This window comes from Rhizobacter sp. P2_D12 (genome assembly GCF_056404395.1).
Genome location: NZ_JBFUEB010000010.1, coordinates 75,618 through 91,199 on the forward strand (window position 1 = coordinate 75,618; position 15,582 = coordinate 91,199).

A 15,582-nucleotide genomic window follows, 5' to 3' on the forward strand; every position below is an offset into this window, starting at 1 on the left:
CCGGATGCCCATCCGGGTCACGAACCCGTCCAGCACATGTATTTCGTGTGCATGTAGTCGTCCAGCCCATAGCGCGACCCTTCGCGGCCGTAGCCCGATTCCTTGACGCCGCCGAACGGCGCCGCCTCCGACGCGAGCACGCCTTCGTTGATGCCGACGATGCCGCATTCCAGCGCATCGGCGACGCGCCACACGCGGGCGATGTCGCTCGAATAGAAGTACGCCGCCAGGCCGAAGGGCGTGTCGTTGGCCGCCGCGACCACCTCGGCCTCGTGCCGGAAGCGCGTCACCGGCACCACCGGGCCGAAGGTCTCTTCGCACGAGCAGGCCATCGTCGCGTCGGCATCCACCAGCACCGTCGGCGCGTAGTAGTTCGGGCCGTCGCAGCGCGCCGAGCGCAGGCGCTCGCCGCCGACGATGACGCGGGCGCCGCGCGCCAGCGCATCCTGCACGTGGTGCTCGATCTTCTTCACCGCGCGCGCATTGATCATCGGGCCGATCTGCGAGTCGGCCTCGGTGGCCGGGCCGACCTTCAGCGCACCGACGCGCGCGGCCAGCCTGCCGACGAAGCGGTCGTGCACGGCCTCCTGGACGAAGACGCGGTTCGGGCAGACGCAGGTCTGGCCGCCATTGCGGAACTTGGCCGCCATCAGGCCGTCGACGGCCGCATCGATGTCGGCATCGTCGAACACGATGAACGGCGCGTTGCCGCCCAGCTCGAGCGACAGCTTCTTCAGGGTGTCGGCCGACTCGCGCGCCAGGTGCTTGCCCACCGGCGTCGAGCCGGTGAAGCTGATCTTGCGCACCCGCGGGTCGGCCAGCCACGCGTCGACCAGCTCGGGCGTGCGCTCGCGCGAGGCGGTCACGATGTTCAGCACGCCTGCCGGCACGCCGGCCTGCTCGGCCAGGCGCACCAGCGCGAGCGAGGTGAGCGGCGTGTCTTCCGCCGGCTTGGCCACCACGGTGCAGCCGGCCGCCAGCGCGGGCGCGATCTTGCGGGCGATCATCGCGGCCGGGAAGTTCCACGGCGTGATCACCGCCACCACGCCGACCGGCTCCTTCACCACCATCATGCGGCGGCCCGGCACGGCCGCCGGGATGATGTCGCCATAGCTGCGTGTCGCCTCTTCGGCGAACCATTCGACGTAGCTCGCCGCATACAGCACCTCGCCGCGGCCCTCGGCCAGCGGCTTGCCCTGCTCGCGCGAGATCAACCGGCCCAGGTCTTCCTGGTGCTCGACGATCAGCGCGTGCCAGCGCCTGAGCAGCTGCGCACGCTCGCGGTTCGGCCGGGCGCGCCAACCGGCGAAGGCCGCGTGGGCCGCGTCCACCGCGGCGCGGGCATCGCGCGCGCCGCTGTCGGGCACCTGGGCGAACACGGTGTCGGTGGCGGGGTCGCAGACGTCGAAGCTGCGGCCTTCGACAGCGTCGCGCCAGCGCGCGTCGATGAAGTTCTGCTGGCGCTGCAGCGCTGGTACGGACAGGGCGAGGGTCTGGCTCATGGCGTTGAAAGGACAGGGACGGAGGGGGCAAGCGCCGGCACGTCGCGCACGTCGGCCACGTCATCCAGCCAGCCACAGCGCAGCTCGGGCACCGAGCGCGCGAGCAGCTCGTAGTAGGGGTGGTGCGGGCCGCGCTCGAAGTCGGCGCGTGCCACCTGCGCCAGCTTGCGGCCGTGCTGCATCACGACGATCTCGTCGCACACCGATCGCACCGTGTGCAGGTCGTGGCTGATGAACAGGTAGGACACGCCGAGCTCGCGCCGCAGCTGCGCCATCAGGTCGAGCACCGCGGCACCGACCACGGTGTCGAGCGCCGACGTCACCTCGTCGCACAGGATCAGGTCGGGCTCGGCGGCCAGCGCGCGCGCCAGGTTCACGCGCTGCTTCTGGCCGCCGGAGAGCCCGCCGGGCAGGCGCTGCGCCAGCGTCGCCGGCAGTTGCACCAGGTCGAGCAGTTGCGCGATGCGCGCGCGCAGGGCCTCGCCGCGCAGGCCGCGGTAGAACTGCAGCGGTCGGGCCAGGATGCGTTCGATGGTGTGCGAAGGGTTGAGCGCGGTGTCCGCCATCTGGAAGACGATCTGGATGCGGCGCAGGTCTTCCTTCGAGCGCCGGTTCAGCGCCGGGCCGAGTTCGCGACCATCGAACACGATGTGCCCGCTGGACGGCGCGATCAGCCCCGCGATCGCGCGCGCCAGCGTGGTCTTGCCGGAACCGGATTCGCCGATCACGCCGATGGCCTGGCCGCGGTGCAGCGTCAGGTCGATGTCCTGCAGGATGGGCTTGGCCGCCCCGTAGCCGCAGCCCAGGCCGCTCACCTGCAGCAGCGGCCGCTCGTCGGTCGTGCCGCGGGCCGGGCCGGCATCGCGCTGCCTGGGCTGCGCGGCGGCCAGCAGGCTTTGCGTGTAGTCGTTGCGCGGCGCCTGGATGATCTGCCCGGTGCGGCCCAGCTCGCGCATCGCACCGTCGCGCAGCACCAGGATGTGGTCGGCCATCTGCGCGACCACGGCCAGGTCATGGCTCACGTAGACCGCGGTGGTGCGGCGCTCGCGCACCACGCGGCGGAAGGCGCGCAGCACCTCGATCTGCGTCGTCACGTCGAGCGCCGTGGTCGGCTCGTCGAGGATCACCAGCTCGGGATCGCTGATCAGCGCCATCGCCGCCATCAGGCGCTGCAGCTGGCCGCCCGAGACCTGGTGCGGGTAGCGGGCGCCGATGTGCGCGGGGTCGGGCAGCGCGAGTTCGCGGAACAGCGCGACCGCCTTGGCCTCGGCCTCGGCGCGCGGCATCAGCTTGTGGATGCGGGCCGGCTCGACCACCTGGTCCATGATCGTGCGCGACGGGTTGAAGGACGCGGCGGCGCTCTGCGCGATGTAGGCCACGGTGCGCCCACGCAAGGCGCGCTGCTGCGCCGCGTCCAGCGCCAGCACGTCGGTGTCGCCGATGCGGATGCTGCCGCCGGCGATGCGGCAGCCGGTGCGCGCATGGCCCATCAGCGCCAGCGCCGTGGTGGTCTTGCCCGAGCCCGATTCGCCGATCAGCGCCAGCACCTCGCCGGGCGCAATGCCGAAGGAGAGGTCGCGCACGATCGGTTGCTCGCCATCGCGCCCCTGGGCGACGACGTTCAGTCCGCTGACGGTGACGAGCGCGCCCATCAGCGTTCCCCTCGGGCCGAGCGGCCGGGCAGGTTGTCGATCAGCAGGTTGACCGCGATCGTCAGGCTGGCGATCGCGAGCGCCGGCATGACGATGGCGGCACTGCCCAGCGGCAGCGCGCCGATGTTCTCGCGCACCAGCGAGCCCCAGTCGGCGGCCGGCGGCTGCACGCCCAGGCCGAGGAAGCTGAGCGACGCGAGCAGCAGCACCACGTAGACGAAGCGCAGGCCGAGGTCGGCCGCCATCGGGCCGACGATGTTGGGCAGGATCTCGTGGAGCATGATGTACAGCCGCCCTTCGCCGCGCGTGCGCGCCACGGTCACGTAGTCCATCGCGTCGATGTTGACGGCGAGCGAGCGCGCGATGCGGTAGGCGCCCGGCAGGTAGATGAGGGCCGCGGTGGCCACCAGCGTCGGCATGGCCGAGCCGAAGGCCGCCACCATGATGAGCGCGAACATCTTGCCGGGCACCGAGGTCAGCGTGTCCACCGCGCGGCTGAGCAGCGCATCGATCCAGCGCCCGCTGGCGGCGGCCAGCAGCGCGAGCAGCGTGCCCATGCCGCTGGCGAGCAGCGTGGCGGTGAGCGCCACGCCCACCGTGTAGCGCGTGCCCTGCACCACGCGGGCGAACACGTCGCGGCCGAGGAAGTCGGTGCCGAACCAGTGCGCCGCGCTCATCGGCGCGAACACGGCGGCTTCGCCCATGCTGCCGCCGCTGTCGCTCAGCAGGCTGGGGCCGACCAGCGCGGCGACCAGCCAGAACAGCAGCACGGCGGCGCTGGCCCAGGCGAGCGGGCCGATGCGTGCCCGCCGGGACCTGGCGGGGGCGGGGACGGGGAGGGTGGCGTCGTTCATCGGTAGCGCAGCCGCGGGTTGGCCACGATGCTGCAGATGTCGGCCAGCGTGACCAGCAGCAGGTAGGCGGCGCAGAACAGCATCGCGCAGGTCTGCACCAGTGGCATGTCGCGCTGCGTCACGCCGTCGACCATCAGGCTGGCGACGCCGGGGTAGTTGAAGATGGTCTCGACGATGATCACGCCGCCCAGCAGGTACGACAGCGTCATCGCCACGGCGTTGGCGATCGGGCCGACCGCGTTCGGCAGCGCGTGCGCGAGCACGGTGCGCATCGGCGTCGCGCCCTTCAGCAGCACCATCTCGATGTAGGGGGCCTTGAGCTGGTCGATCACCGCGGCGCGCGTCATGCGCATCATCTGCGCCACCATCACGCAGCACAGGGTCAGCACCGGCATCGCGAACGAGCGCAGCATCTTCAGCGGCGAGTCGAAGCTGACGCCGTACGACAGCGCCGGCAGCCAGTGCAGCTCGACTGCGAACACCAGCACCGCGAGCGTCGCGACCAGGAACTCGGGCACCGAGACCACGGCGACCGCAGCGCTGCTGACGATGCGGTCGAACAGCGAGCCGCGGTACATCGCCGCGCCGATGCCCAGCAGCAGCGCGAGCGGCACCGCGACGACGACCGTGATCGCGGCCAGCAGCAGCGAGTTCGGCAGCCGGCTGGCCAGCATGTCGGCCACCGGCGTGTGGGTGACGATCGACTCGCCGGGCTGGCCGCGCAGCAGGCCCGCGAGCCAGCGCCCGTAGCGCACCGGGGCCGGCACGTCCAGGCCCATCTGGTGACGCAGCGCGGCCAGCGTCTCGGGCGTGGCGTCCTGGCCGAGCTGCGCCTGCGCCGCGTCGCCCGGCAGCACCGCGGTGATGGCGAACACCAGCGCCGAGACGACCAGCAGCGACACGGCCGCGAGGGCCACGCGCTGCAGTGCCAGTCGCAGGATCAGCAGGTTCATGGAGGCGGCTCAGGCGTCCAGCCAGACGTGCTCGGCGAACGAGTAGCCCATCAAGCCGCCGAGCGGGATCGGCGACAGGCCCTTGAGCTTGCTGCTGTGCCCGTCCAGGCTCGCCAGGAACAGCGGGATGCCCAGGCCTGCCTGTTCGTGGATCATCACCTGCATGTCGGCATACTGCTGCTTGCGCTTGGCGGCGTCGGTCTCGGCGCGCGACGCGACCAGCAATTGGTCGAACTTCTCGCTCTTCCAGCGCGACTCGTTCCAGGCCGCATCCGACTTGAAGAACAGCGTCAGCAGCGTGTCGGCGCTCGGCCGCGGGTTGACGTTGCCGAAGCCCACGGCGCTGTTGAGCCAGTGGTTGGACCAGTAGCCGTCGGCCGGCATGCGCTTGACGTCCAGGTTCAGCCCGATCTTCTGGGCCGACTGCTGCATCACCAGCGCCATCTCGACCGAGTAGAGCGCTGCCGGCGAGGCGACCACCGGCACCGGCGCATCGCCCAGGCCCGACTTCTTCAGGTGGAACTTCGCCTTGTCGAGGTCGAAGGGACGCTGCGGCAGGCCGGCGAAGTGGAAGCGGTTGGTCGGGTCGATCGGCTGGTCGTTGGCCAGCACGGCGTGGCCGAGCGCGACCGACTTGCGGATCTGCTCGCGGTCGATCAGGTGCTTCATCGCGAGGATGAAGTCGGGGTTGGTGCCCGGACCCATGTCCTTGCGCATGATGAGGTCGGAGTACTGGCCCGACTGGGTGCTGAACACCTCGAAGCCGGGCGTGCCCTTGATGCGGTCGACCGAGCGCGGGTTGACCGAGCCGGCCAGGTCGAGGTCGCCGGACAGCAGCGCGTTGACGCGCGCGCCCTCGTCGCCGATGCCGACGAACTCGATCTCGTCCAGGTAAGGCCGGCCCGGTTTCCAGTAGGCCTCGTTGCGCACGGCGATCGAGCGCACGCCGGGCTTGAACTCCTTCAGCTTGTACGGCCCGGTGCCGATGCCGGTGTTGAAGTCGGTGGTGCCGTCCTTGACGATCATGAAGTGGAAGGTGCCGAGGATCACCGGCAGGTCGGCGTTGGCTGCGCTCAGCGTCACCGTCACCTCGTTGGTGCCGCTCGCCTTCACGCTGTCGATCTGGTCTGCCAGGGCCTTGGCCTTGGAGGCGGTCGCCGGGTCCTTGTGGCGCATCACCGAGAACACCACGTCGGCCGGCGTGAGCGGCTTGCCGTCGTGGAACTTCACGTCCTTGCGCAGCTTGAAGACCCAGGTTTTCGCGTCCTTGGTGTCGAACGATTCGGCCAGTGCCGGCTGCGGTGTCAGGCTGCCGTCGAGCGAGGTCAGGCCGTTGTAGACCATGGTGCCGCGCGAGTAGTCGGTCTGGTTCGACATCTTGGCCGGGTCCAGCGTGTCGGTGATCGCCGCGGTGGCGCCGGCCACGCGGATGCGCCCGCCGCGTTTCGGCGTGGCGGCGTGGACCGATCGGGCCAGGCCCGACAGGCCGCCGGCCAGCGTGGCCTGCATGCCGCCCGCCATCAGCAGGGCCAGCACGTCGCGCCGGCTGGCGCCGCGCTTCATGGCTTCCAGCAGGCGCGTGCTCTCGTGCGGACCGACGAGGTCTTCAAACTTCTGGCGCTCGTTCATGGCATCTTCCTGTAGTGGGAGGGAGGGGTTGTCATTCAAGGCCGCTTCGGCGTCATCTCAGGCCACCATGTCCTTGACGCGGTAGTACAGGCCGACGGCGGGGAGAAACCACGGCGGGCCCAGGTGCCCGGGGATGGCCGGCCAGGGCCGGTCGCGCCATGGGTTGGCCGCGGCGTTGCCGGCCATCACCTCGGCCATGCGCTGTCCCATGTGCACCGACATCTGCGTGCCGTGGCCGCTGTAGCCCGTCGAGTAGTACAGGCCGTCGCGCTCGCCGGCGTGCGGCAGGCGGTCCTGCGTCATGTCGACCAGCCCGCCCCAGCAGTAGTCGATGCGGGTGCCGGCCAGCTGCGGAAAGGTCTCGACCAGCCCGCGCTGCAGGATCGCGCCGCTCTTGCGGTCGGAGGTGGGGCTGCTCACCGCGAAGCGCGCCCGTCCGCCGAACACCAGCCGGTGGTCGGCCGTCAGGCGGAAGTAGTGGTGGATGTTGGCCACCGTGACGCAGGTGCGGCGCACCGCCAGCAGCGAGCGCGCGCGCTCGGCGCCCAGCGGTTCGGTGACGATGATGAAGCTGCCGATGCCGACGATGCGCCGGCGCAGCCACCCGAAGCTCGCGTAGCCGCCGTGCTGCGAGGCACCGGTGGCCAGCAGCAGCTGCCCGGCCTGCAGCGTGCCGCGCGCGGTGTCCACGCGGTGCGCGTGGCCCGAGCCCAGCCGCGTGTAGCGCGTGGCGGCCGTGCCCAGGTGGATCTGCGCGCCCTGGCGCTCGGCTGCGCTCGCCAGGCCGTGCGCGAAGCGGCCCATGTGCATCTGCGCGCTCTTCTTCTGCAGCAGCCCGCCGACGAAGCGCTCGCTGCCGACTTCCTGGCGCACGCGCGCCGCGTCGATCAGTTCGACGTCGGGATCGACCTCGCGCCGCATGCGCTCGGCGCTGCGTGCCAGCGCCTCGTAGTGCAGCGGCCGCGTCGCCAGCTTGAGCTTGCCGTTGCGCTCGAAGTCGCAATCGATGCCCTCGTCGCACACGATGCGCTCGACGCTGTCGACCGCCGCGTCGAAGGCGTGGTACCAGGCGCAGGCCTGGGCCGTGCCATGGCGGTCTGCGGCCACGCCGTAGTCGACGGCCAGGCCGTTGTTCACGTGGCCGCCATTGCGGCACGAGGCCTCGCTCGCGACCCGGTCGCCGGCCTCCAGCACCGCCACGCTGGCGCCGCGCCGTGCCAGCGCGAGCGCCGCCGACAGCCCGGTGAAGCCCGCGCCGACGATGACCACGTCGGCGCGCGACGGCAACTCGGCCGCCTTCGGCGCGAACGCCGGTGCCGTGTCGGTCCAGTACGAGTCGAGCTTCATCGCGACGTCAGAGCCCGACCACGCCGGGCAGGCCGCCGATGTCGGCGATCTCGGTGTAGCCGTAGGCCGGGTTGCCCGGGCCGTGGCCGCGGTTCACGAACACCTTGTGCCTGATGCCCAGGTCGTCGGCCGACATCAGGTCGTAGCGCAAGCTGGACGACACGTGCAGCATGTCCTCGGGGTTCGCGTTCAGCGAGTCCAGCATGTATTCGAAGGCCTGCAGCCGCGGCTTGTAGGCCTGCGCCTGCTGCGCCGTGTAGACGCGGTGGAAGGGCGCGCCGAGCTGCGCGACATTCTTCTGGATCTGGTCGTCGCTGGCGTTCGACAGGATCACCAGCGGGATCTCCTTGGCCACCCGCGCCAGGCCGGCCGGCACGTCGGCGTGCGGCCCCCAGGTGGGCACCGCGTCGTAGTAGCGCTGTGCCTCGTGGTCCAGGTACTGCACGTTCCACTTGCGGCAGGTGCGGCGCACGGCGTTCTTCAGCACGTCGACGTACGGCTTCCAGGCGCCCAGCACCTCGTCGAAGCGGTAGGCGGAGAAGTCGGCGATGAATTGATCCATGCGCTCGGCGGGGATGCGGTCGGCGAAGATCTCGCGCGTCATCTCGCTCATGCGGAAGCGGGTCAGCGTGCCGTAGCAATCGAAGCTGATGAACTTGGGGCGGAAGGCCATGGCTTGGGAGCTCCTTGTCGTGTCAGGGCGGGTGGGTGTCAGTGGTTTCGCCTCGTCATCACCATTTCATTGAAGCATGTGCGACAAACGAGGAAGTGGGGATTTGGCGGGTGCCACGCGTCGAAGCTGTGGTTTCGCCACCCCGTCTCGGCATGGCGTGCGGTCTGCGCTGCGCCGGTGCGGCGGTGCACTTCATTGCGGCGCCGCGAAGTCGATGAGCACGCTTTTGACGCGCAGGTTGGCCTCGACCGCCTGGCGTCCCAGGTCCTTGCCGATGCCCGACTGGTGGTAGCCGCCGGTGGGGATGACGAAGTCGGCGCTGCGCCCGTAGCGGTTGATCCAGACCGTGCCGGCCTGGATCGCGCGCATCGCGCGCATCGCGCGCCCGAGGTCGGCGGTGTGCACGCCGGCGGCGAGGCCGTAGTGTTCGTGGGCCGCGAGCGCCAGGCCCTCTTCCTCGCTGTCGAAGACCTGGACCGTCAGCACCGGGCCGAAGATCTCTTCCCGCACTGCCGGGTTCGAGGCGTCGGCGCGTTCGACCAGCGTCGGCTGGTAGTAGGCGCCGCCGCTGCCCACGTGGACCGTCGCGCCGCCGCAGCGGATGGCGGCGCCGTGGCTGCGCGCGCGTTCGACGATGTCGCCGATGCGCGCCGCCTGGGTTGCCGAGATGATCGGCGCGAGGGTTGCCGCGGCGTCCCAGGTCGGGCCCGGCCGCAGTGCCGCGAAGCGCTGTGCGATGCGCTCGACGAGCGGCTCGGCGATGCGCCGCTGCACGATCAGGCGCGAGCCGGCGACGCACACCTGGCCCGCGTTGCCGGTGATGGCGCCGGCGAGGGTGGCGGCGAGCCGGTCCAGGTCGGGCACGTCGTCGAACACCAGCTGCGGGCTCTTGCCGCCCAGCTCCAGCGTCACCGGCTTCGGGCCGTGCAATGCGCAGCTCGACATGATGGCGGCGCCGGTGCGTGTCGAACCGGTGAAGGTCATCTTCGCGATGCGCGGGTGGCGGCTCAGGGCTTCGCCGGCCGTGAGGCCGTCGCCCTGCACGATGTTGAACAGCCCGGCCGGCACGCCGGCCTGCAGGGCCAGTTCGGCCAGGCGCAGCACCGAGAACGGCGTCAGCTCGGAGGGTTTCAACACCACCGCGTTGCCGGCCGCGAGCGCGGCGCCGACCTTCCACGAGGCCATCACCAGCGGGAAGTTCCAGGGCGTGATCGCACCCACCACGCCGTAGGGTTCGGTGACGGTCATGCCCAGGTGATCGCTGCGCGTGGCGGCGACCTCGCCGCCGAGCTTGTCGGCGTACTCGGCGAAGAAGCGCAGGCCTTCGGCGGTGAACGGCACGTCCCAGGCCAGCGCCTCGCGCAGCGGCCGGGTCGAGCCCACCGCTTCGAGCGGGGCGAGCAGCGCGCCGTCGGCCTCGACCAGGTCGGCCCAGCGCCGCAGCACGCGGGCACGTTCGCGCGGCGGGCGGCGGGCCCAGTCGCTGGCGCGCCAGCGGGACCAGGCGTTCTCGACCGCCTGGTCCACCAGGTCGGCATCGGCCAGCGGCAGCGCGGCATACGGGCGGCCATCGGACGGCCGCGACACCGCGCAGTCCTCGGCGTGCGCCGGGCGCACCAGCCGGCCATCGATGAAGTGGCCGCTCGGCACGTCAATCTGATCGGGATGGAAGGTGTGCACGCGCCGGCCTCGCAAAAGTGGGGTTCAATCGACCCGTGAATGCTAGGCAGGGTGGCGCGGAATTTGCGGCCGTACGCGTGGCGGCGAACGCAGCAAATGGCGAATCGCCCGGCCCGTGCAGCGCAAGCTGCGGTTTTGATCGCGGCGACAAGATCGTCCTATCCCCGGGGGTGGGAAGCTTGGAACCATCGCACGAGACGCCTGCGCTGGAGAAGCCATTGACTGAATCTGCTCACAAGGGAAACCCTGCCGCTGCCGACGGGGTCGTGCTGCGGCCCATGGGCCCCCGCGACCTGGAGGCCGCCCACGCGCTGTCGCTGCGCGTGCACTGGCCGCACCGGCTGGCCGACTGGCAGTTCGCCTTCGGCCTCGGTCGAGGCCTGGTCGCCGAACGCGATGGCGAGCTCGTCGGCACCGCACAGTGCTGGCGCTGGGGTGAACGGCACGCGACCATCGGCCTGGTGATCGTCGACCCGCGGTGCCAGGGGCGGCGCATCGGCTATCGGCTGATGGAGGCCTTGCTCGGCGAACTCGGCGAGTGCAGTGTGCTGCTGCACGCGACGCCCGAGGGCCGCGGGTTGTACGAGCGGCTGGGCTTCGTGCGGACCGGCGAGGTGCGCCAGCACCAGGGCACGGCCTTGCCGGCGCCGCTGGTCGCACTGGACACCGGCCGGCGCCTGCGTCCGGCCGACCACAACGACAGCGCCGCGCTGGCGGCGCTCGATGCACAGGCGCGCGGCATGCCGCGGCCGGCCTTGATCGACGCGTTGCTGGCGCAGGCCGACACGGTGGTGCTCGACCAGGACGGGCAGGCGCGCGGCTTCGCGATGCTGCGCCGCTTCGGCCGTGGCCTGAGCCTGGGGCCGGTGGTGGCACCCGACGCCGACGGTGCCAAGGCGCTCATCGCCCACCTGGTGGGCTTGAACGCGGGCAAGTTCGTGCGCATCGACATCGACTTCGACAGCGGGCTGGCCGAGTGGCTGGAGAGCCTGGGCCTGCTGCGCGTGGATGCGCCGACGGTGATGGTGCGGGCGGCGGTGCCGGTGGTGGCCGACGGGGCGCGGCTGTTCTCGTTGGTCAACCAGGCCCTGGGCTGATCGCCGATGAGCTTCGTCTACAAGTCAGACCCCGTGCGGGGCCGCCAGTGGGCCGAGATCTTCGCGCGCGAGGCGCCGCAGCTGCCGTTTCGCATCTGGCCCGACATCGGCGACCCGGCGCAGGTGCGCTTCCTCGCGGCATGGGAGCCGCCGGACAAGCTGGGCGAGGTGTTCCCGAACCTGCAGGTGCTGTTCTCGTCGGGCGCCGGCGTGGATCAGTTCGACCTGTCGGCGTTGCCGCCCGGCCTGCCGGTGGTGCGCATGGTCGAGCCCGGCATCATCGGCGGCATGGTCGAGTACGTCAGCTGGGCGGTGCTGGCCTTGCACCGCGACATGCTGCAGTACCAGCGCCAGCAGCGGCGCGCGCAGTGGAAGGCGGTGCCGGTGCGGCCGGCGGGGCAGTGCCGCGTCGGCGTGCTCGGACTCGGAACGCTGGGCCGGGCTGCGCTCGCACAACTGCGCAGCTTCGGTTTCGACTGTGCCGGCTGGAGCCGTTCGCGCCACCAGGTCGACGGCGTGCAGTGCTTTGCGGGCCAGGACGAGTTGCCGGCGTTTCTTGGGCGCACGCAGATCCTGGTGTGCCTGCTGCCGCTGACGGACGAGACGCGCGGTTTCCTGAATGCGGCGCTGTTCGCGCAGCTGCCGCGTGGTGCGGGGCTGGTGCAGGTGGGGCGTGGGCCGCAGCTGGTGCCGGGCGACCTGCTGGCCGCGCTCGACCAGGGCTGGATCGCCGATGCGGTGCTCGACGTGACCGACCCCGAGCCGCTGCCGCCGGCGCATCCGTTCTGGCAGCACCCGAACATCTGGCTGACGCCGCACATCGCGAGCATGACGCAGCCCGACACCGCGGCGCGCGTGGTGCTGGACAACCTGCGGCGTTTCGAGGCGGGTGAAGAGATGGTCGGCCGCGTCGACCGCGCGCGCGGCTATTGAGCCTGTGGCCCGGATGCCCGTCCGGGATGCGTTGTGCCACCGCCCTCCCGGATTGGCATCCGGGCTACGGCCTTGTCGGGCGCGCGGGCCGAGCGCCGGGCCGCCCCAAGCCGGCCCGCATCCCCTCGGGGGATCGACCGGTGTACCCACGGGGCGAGGGGTCGTCATCCACCAAACATTCTGCTGAACCGCCGCGAAGAACGGCGCTGCGTTGCGCCGCGCCGGCCCAAAGCAGCACCACGCGCCGGGGACGCCATCCTATTCTTGCGGCTCATCACCAAGAGCCCATCGCATGTCGTCCCGTGAACTTCCCCACCTCGATGCGCTGGTCGCGCTCGACCGAGACCACCTGATCCATCCGGTCGCGCCGTGGCGCAAGCACCAGCAGCGCGGCGTCACCGTGCTCGAATCCGGCCATGGCGCCTGGCTGAAGGATGCGAGCGGGCGCGAGCTGCTGGATGCCTTCGCCGGCCTGTGGTGCGTGAACATCGGCTATGGCCATGAAAGCGTCGTGCAGGCCGCGGCCGAGCAGATGCGCACGCTGCCCTACGCCACCGGCTACTTCCACTTCGGCAGCGAGCCGGCGATCCGCCTGGCCGCGAAGCTGGTCGAGCTGACGCCGGCCTCGCTGACGCGCGTGTACCTGACGCTGGGCGGCTCGGAGGCGGTGGACGCGGCCAGCCGCTTCATCGTGCAGTACTACAACAACACCGGCCGGCCGAACAAGAAGCAGTTCATCGCGCTGGAGCGCGGCTACCACGGCTCGTCGTCGTTCGGCGCCGGGCTGACGGCGCTGCCGGCCTTCCACCGCGGCTTCGACCTGCCGCTGCCGAACCAGCACCACATCGCGTCGCCGTACGCGTACCGCAGCGCCGCAGGCGCCGATCCGCAGGCGCTGATCGCGGCCTCGGTGGCGGCGCTGCGCAGCAAGGTGGCCGAGCTCGGCGCCGACAACGTGGCGGCCTTCTTCTGCGAACCGATCCAGGGGTCGGGCGGCGTGATCGTGCCGCCGGCCGGCTGGCTGAAGGCGATGCGCGAGGCGGCGCGCGAGCTCGACATCCTGTTCGTCGTCGACGAGGTCATCACCGGTTTCGGCCGCACCGGCCCGATGTTCGCGTGCGAGGCCGAGGGCGTCGAGCCCGACCTGATGACGCTCGCCAAGGGCCTGACCGCAGGCTATGCGCCGATGGGCGCGACGCTGATGTCGGAGCAGGTCTTCGCCGGCATCGCCGATGGCGCGCCGGCCGGTGCGCCGATCGGCCATGGCGCGACCTACTCGGCCCACCCGGTCAGCGCGGCCATCGCGCTCGAGGTGCTGCGCCTGTACGACGAAGGCGGCATCCTCGCCCACGGGCAAGCCGTGACGCCGCATTTCGCCGCCGTGCTCGACGGGCTGCGCGAACACCCGCTGGTCGGCGAGTCGCGCCACCGCGGGCTGCTGGGCGCGCTCGAGCTGGTCAGCGACAAGGCGACGAAGCGCGGCTTCGACCCGGCGCTGGGCCTGTCGGACCGGCTGTTCGACGCGGGCTACCGCCGCGGGCTGATCTTCCGCTCGTTCGGCGACCACATCCTGGGCTTCGCGCCGGCGCTGTGCTTCACCGAAGACGAGTTCGCGCAGATGGCGCAGCGCCTGCGCCTGACGCTGGACGACGTGCTGGGCGACGCCGACGTGCGCGCCGCGTTGGGCTAGGGCGGCGATGTTCTGTCCCGCCATGAGCTTTCCCGTCGCAAAATCGGCCAACCCCGACTCACCATCCTGCCGTGACCAGCTCCCTCAAGCTCGACCGCCTCGACCTGCGCATCCTGAGCCAGCTGCAGAAGAACGGGCGCATCACCAACGTCGACCTGGCCGAGGCCGTCGGCCTGTCGCCCAGCCCGTGCCTGATCCGCGTGAAGCGGCTCGAACAGGCCGGCTACATCGCGGGCTACGGGGCGCAGCTGCGCCTGGAGAAGCTGGGCGACACGCTGACGGTGTTCACCGAGGTGACGCTGTCCGACCACCACCGCGAGGACTTCGTGCGCTTCGAGGCGGCGATCCGCGGGGTCGACGAGATCCTCGAGTGCCACCTGGTGAGCGGCGGCTACGACTACCTGCTGAAGTTCACCACGCGCGGCGTCAACCACTACCAGGCGCTGATCGAGGACCTGCTCGAACGCAACATCGGCATCGAGAAGTACTTCAGCTTCATCGTGATCAAGTCGCCGTTCATCAAGACGCACTACCCGATCGAACGGCTGTTCCCGAGCAACCCCTGACCCCGGGTTCGCCCCCGGACCTCTCATGAAGCAGCCCATGCCCGGCGGCGGCGGTCGCTTCGTGCGCCTGGCCGAAACCGCACGGCCCGCCATCGCGCTGTGCATCGACGGCCGGCCCGCGAGCGCACTCGAAGGCGACACGTTGCTGGTGGCGTTGCTGGTGCAGGGCCGGCACCTGCGGCAGTCCGAGTTCACGGCGTCCGGGGATGGCGCGCGCGCCGGCTTCTGCCTGATGGGCGCCTGCCAGGACTGCTGGGTCTGGGACGACGCCGGACGGCGCCTGCGGGCGTGTTCGACGGTGGTGGCCGAAGGCATGAGCGTGCGCACCACGCCGCCGGCATCGCCGTGGGGCGAGACCGGGGCCCGGCCATGACGCCGCGCACCGTGGTCGTCGGCACCGGGCCGGCCGGCGTGCGGGCCGCGCAGGCGCTGGTGCAGGCCGGCGTGCGCCCGATCGTCGTCGATGAAGCACGCCGCGATGGCGGCCAGATCTACCGCCGCCAGCCCGAGGGCTTCCTGCGCAGTCACGCCACGCTGTACTGCAGCGAGGCCGCGAAGGCGCAGGCCCTGCATGGCGACTTCGATGCGCTGCGCGGCCAGATCGATCACCGCAGCGAAACCCTGGCGTGGAACGTGACGGCCGGCCAGCTGCACACGGTGCACACGCCGAGCGGGTGCACGCAGACGCTGGACTTCGATGCACTGATCGTCTGCGCCGGCGCGACCGACCGGCTGATGCCGGTGGCGGGCTGGAACCACGCCGGCTGCTACAGCCTGGGTGCGGCCCAGATCGCGCTGAAGGCGCAGGCCTGCGCGATCGGCTCGCGCGTGGTGTTCATGGGCAGCGGGCCGCTGCTGTACCTGGTCGCCGCGCAGTACCTGAAGGCCGGCGCGCAGGTCGAGGCGGTGCTCGACACCTCGCCCGCGCTGCCGGGCTGGGCGGCGCTGCGCGGGCTGCTGCGGCGCCCGCGCTTGCTGCTGCGCGGCGCAGCCCTGGTGGCCGGGC

The 15,582-nt window shown here is 71.2% G+C and carries 14 protein-coding genes; 6 read left to right on the forward strand and 8 right to left on the reverse strand.

What is annotated here, in order from left to right; genetic code table 11:
- Nucleotides 1-17: 17 nt before the first annotated feature.
- The 8 genes from AC1DYN_RS05120 to AC1DYN_RS05155 all read right to left on the reverse strand — a co-directional run bounded on the left by AC1DYN_RS05120 (nucleotide 18) and on the right by AC1DYN_RS05155 (nucleotide 10,290).
- Nucleotides 18-1,502 carry an NAD-dependent succinate-semialdehyde dehydrogenase gene (locus tag AC1DYN_RS05120; RefSeq protein ID WP_477958030.1) on the reverse strand — a complete coding sequence of 495 codons (1,485 nt, stop codon included), beginning with the start codon at nucleotides 1,500-1,502 and terminating at the stop codon, nucleotides 18-20.
- Nucleotides 1,499-3,154: an ABC transporter ATP-binding protein gene (locus tag AC1DYN_RS05125; protein WP_477958031.1), complete on the reverse strand. Its 1,656-nt coding sequence runs from the start codon at nucleotides 3,152-3,154 to the stop codon at nucleotides 1,499-1,501. The genes AC1DYN_RS05120 and AC1DYN_RS05125 overlap by 4 nt, the downstream gene beginning before the upstream one ends.
- A complete protein-coding gene (locus AC1DYN_RS05130; RefSeq protein ID WP_477958032.1) occupies nucleotides 3,154-4,008 on the reverse strand; it encodes an ABC transporter permease in 855 nt (284 codons plus the stop codon). Before AC1DYN_RS05130 ends, AC1DYN_RS05125 begins: the two co-directional genes overlap by 1 nt.
- Nucleotides 4,005-4,961 carry an ABC transporter permease gene (locus AC1DYN_RS05135; RefSeq protein ID WP_477958033.1) on the reverse strand — a complete coding sequence of 319 codons (957 nt, stop codon included), beginning with the start codon at nucleotides 4,959-4,961 and terminating at the stop codon, nucleotides 4,005-4,007. The genes AC1DYN_RS05130 and AC1DYN_RS05135 overlap by 4 nt, the downstream gene beginning before the upstream one ends.
- A 9-nt stretch (nucleotides 4,962-4,970) precedes the next feature.
- Nucleotides 4,971-6,590: an ABC transporter substrate-binding protein gene (locus AC1DYN_RS05140; protein ID WP_477958034.1), complete on the reverse strand. Its 1,620-nt coding sequence runs from the start codon at nucleotides 6,588-6,590 to the stop codon at nucleotides 4,971-4,973.
- A 57-nt stretch (nucleotides 6,591-6,647) separates the two neighbouring features.
- Entirely contained in the window at nucleotides 6,648-7,937 is a 1,290-nt protein-coding gene (locus AC1DYN_RS05145) for an NAD(P)/FAD-dependent oxidoreductase (RefSeq protein WP_477958035.1), read from the reverse strand.
- 7 nt (nucleotides 7,938-7,944) lie between these two features.
- The gene (locus AC1DYN_RS05150) at nucleotides 7,945-8,610 is read right to left on the reverse strand and encodes a haloacid dehalogenase type II (RefSeq protein WP_477958036.1); all 666 of its coding nucleotides are present in this window, start codon (nucleotides 8,608-8,610) and stop codon (nucleotides 7,945-7,947) included.
- Nucleotides 8,611-8,802: 192 nt separating this feature from the next.
- A complete protein-coding gene (locus tag AC1DYN_RS05155) occupies nucleotides 8,803-10,290 on the reverse strand; it encodes an aldehyde dehydrogenase family protein (RefSeq protein WP_477958037.1) in 1,488 nt (495 codons plus the stop codon).
- A 278-nt stretch (nucleotides 10,291-10,568) separates the two neighbouring features.
- Here AC1DYN_RS05155 and AC1DYN_RS05160 point away from each other — a divergent pair, with 278 nt between their 5' ends.
- The 6 genes from AC1DYN_RS05160 to AC1DYN_RS05185 all read left to right on the forward strand — a co-directional run.
- Nucleotides 10,569-11,387, forward strand: a complete 819-nt coding sequence (locus AC1DYN_RS05160; RefSeq protein WP_477958038.1) for a GNAT family N-acetyltransferase — start codon at nucleotides 10,569-10,571, stop codon at nucleotides 11,385-11,387.
- Between the two features lie 6 nt (nucleotides 11,388-11,393).
- Entirely contained in the window at nucleotides 11,394-12,320 is a 927-nt protein-coding gene (locus AC1DYN_RS05165; RefSeq protein WP_477958039.1) for a 2-hydroxyacid dehydrogenase, read from the forward strand.
- A 292-nt stretch (nucleotides 12,321-12,612) separates the two neighbouring features.
- Nucleotides 12,613-14,010, forward strand: a complete 1,398-nt coding sequence (locus AC1DYN_RS05170; protein WP_477958040.1) for an aspartate aminotransferase family protein — start codon at nucleotides 12,613-12,615, stop codon at nucleotides 14,008-14,010.
- A gap of 71 nt (nucleotides 14,011-14,081) precedes the next feature.
- A complete protein-coding gene (locus AC1DYN_RS05175) occupies nucleotides 14,082-14,576 on the forward strand; it encodes an Lrp/AsnC family transcriptional regulator (protein WP_477958041.1) in 495 nt (164 codons plus the stop codon).
- Nucleotides 14,577-14,601: 25 nt separating this feature from the next.
- Nucleotides 14,602-14,949 (forward strand): (2Fe-2S)-binding protein, encoded by a 348-nt coding sequence (locus AC1DYN_RS05180; RefSeq protein WP_477958042.1) that lies wholly within the window; start codon nucleotides 14,602-14,604, stop codon nucleotides 14,947-14,949.
- Nucleotides 14,946-15,582: NAD(P)/FAD-dependent oxidoreductase (locus tag AC1DYN_RS05185; protein ID WP_477958043.1), on the forward strand; the 637-nt coding region annotated here is incomplete at its 3' end. The genes AC1DYN_RS05180 and AC1DYN_RS05185, both read left to right, overlap by 4 nt.

Bases quoted from the DNA above. Each gene is read 5' to 3' on its own strand.
- AC1DYN_RS05150 (WP_477958036.1), bottom strand. From the start codon at position 8,610: ATGGCCTTCCGCCCCAAGTTCATCAGCTTCGATTGCTACGGCACGCTG.
- AC1DYN_RS05130 (WP_477958032.1), bottom strand. From the start codon at position 4,008: ATGAACGACGCCACCCTCCCCGTCCCCGCCCCCGCCAGGTCCCGGCGG.
- AC1DYN_RS05180 (WP_477958042.1), top strand. From the start codon at position 14,602: ATGAAGCAGCCCATGCCCGGCGGCGGCGGTCGCTTCGTGCGCCTGGCC.
- AC1DYN_RS05140 (WP_477958034.1), bottom strand. From the start codon at position 6,590: ATGAACGAGCGCCAGAAGTTTGAAGACCTCGTCGGTCCGCACGAGAGC.
- AC1DYN_RS05125 (WP_477958031.1), bottom strand. From the start codon at position 3,154: ATGGGCGCGCTCGTCACCGTCAGCGGACTGAACGTCGTCGCCCAGGGG.
- AC1DYN_RS05120 (WP_477958030.1), bottom strand. From the start codon at position 1,502: ATGAGCCAGACCCTCGCCCTGTCCGTACCAGCGCTGCAGCGCCAGCAG.
- AC1DYN_RS05145 (WP_477958035.1), bottom strand. From the start codon at position 7,937: ATGAAGCTCGACTCGTACTGGACCGACACGGCACCGGCGTTCGCGCCG.
- AC1DYN_RS05170 (WP_477958040.1), top strand. From the start codon at position 12,613: ATGTCGTCCCGTGAACTTCCCCACCTCGATGCGCTGGTCGCGCTCGAC.
- AC1DYN_RS05135 (WP_477958033.1), bottom strand. From the start codon at position 4,961: ATGAACCTGCTGATCCTGCGACTGGCACTGCAGCGCGTGGCCCTCGCG.
- AC1DYN_RS05165 (WP_477958039.1), top strand. From the start codon at position 11,394: ATGAGCTTCGTCTACAAGTCAGACCCCGTGCGGGGCCGCCAGTGGGCC.
- AC1DYN_RS05160 (WP_477958038.1), top strand. From the start codon at position 10,569: ATGGGCCCCCGCGACCTGGAGGCCGCCCACGCGCTGTCGCTGCGCGTG.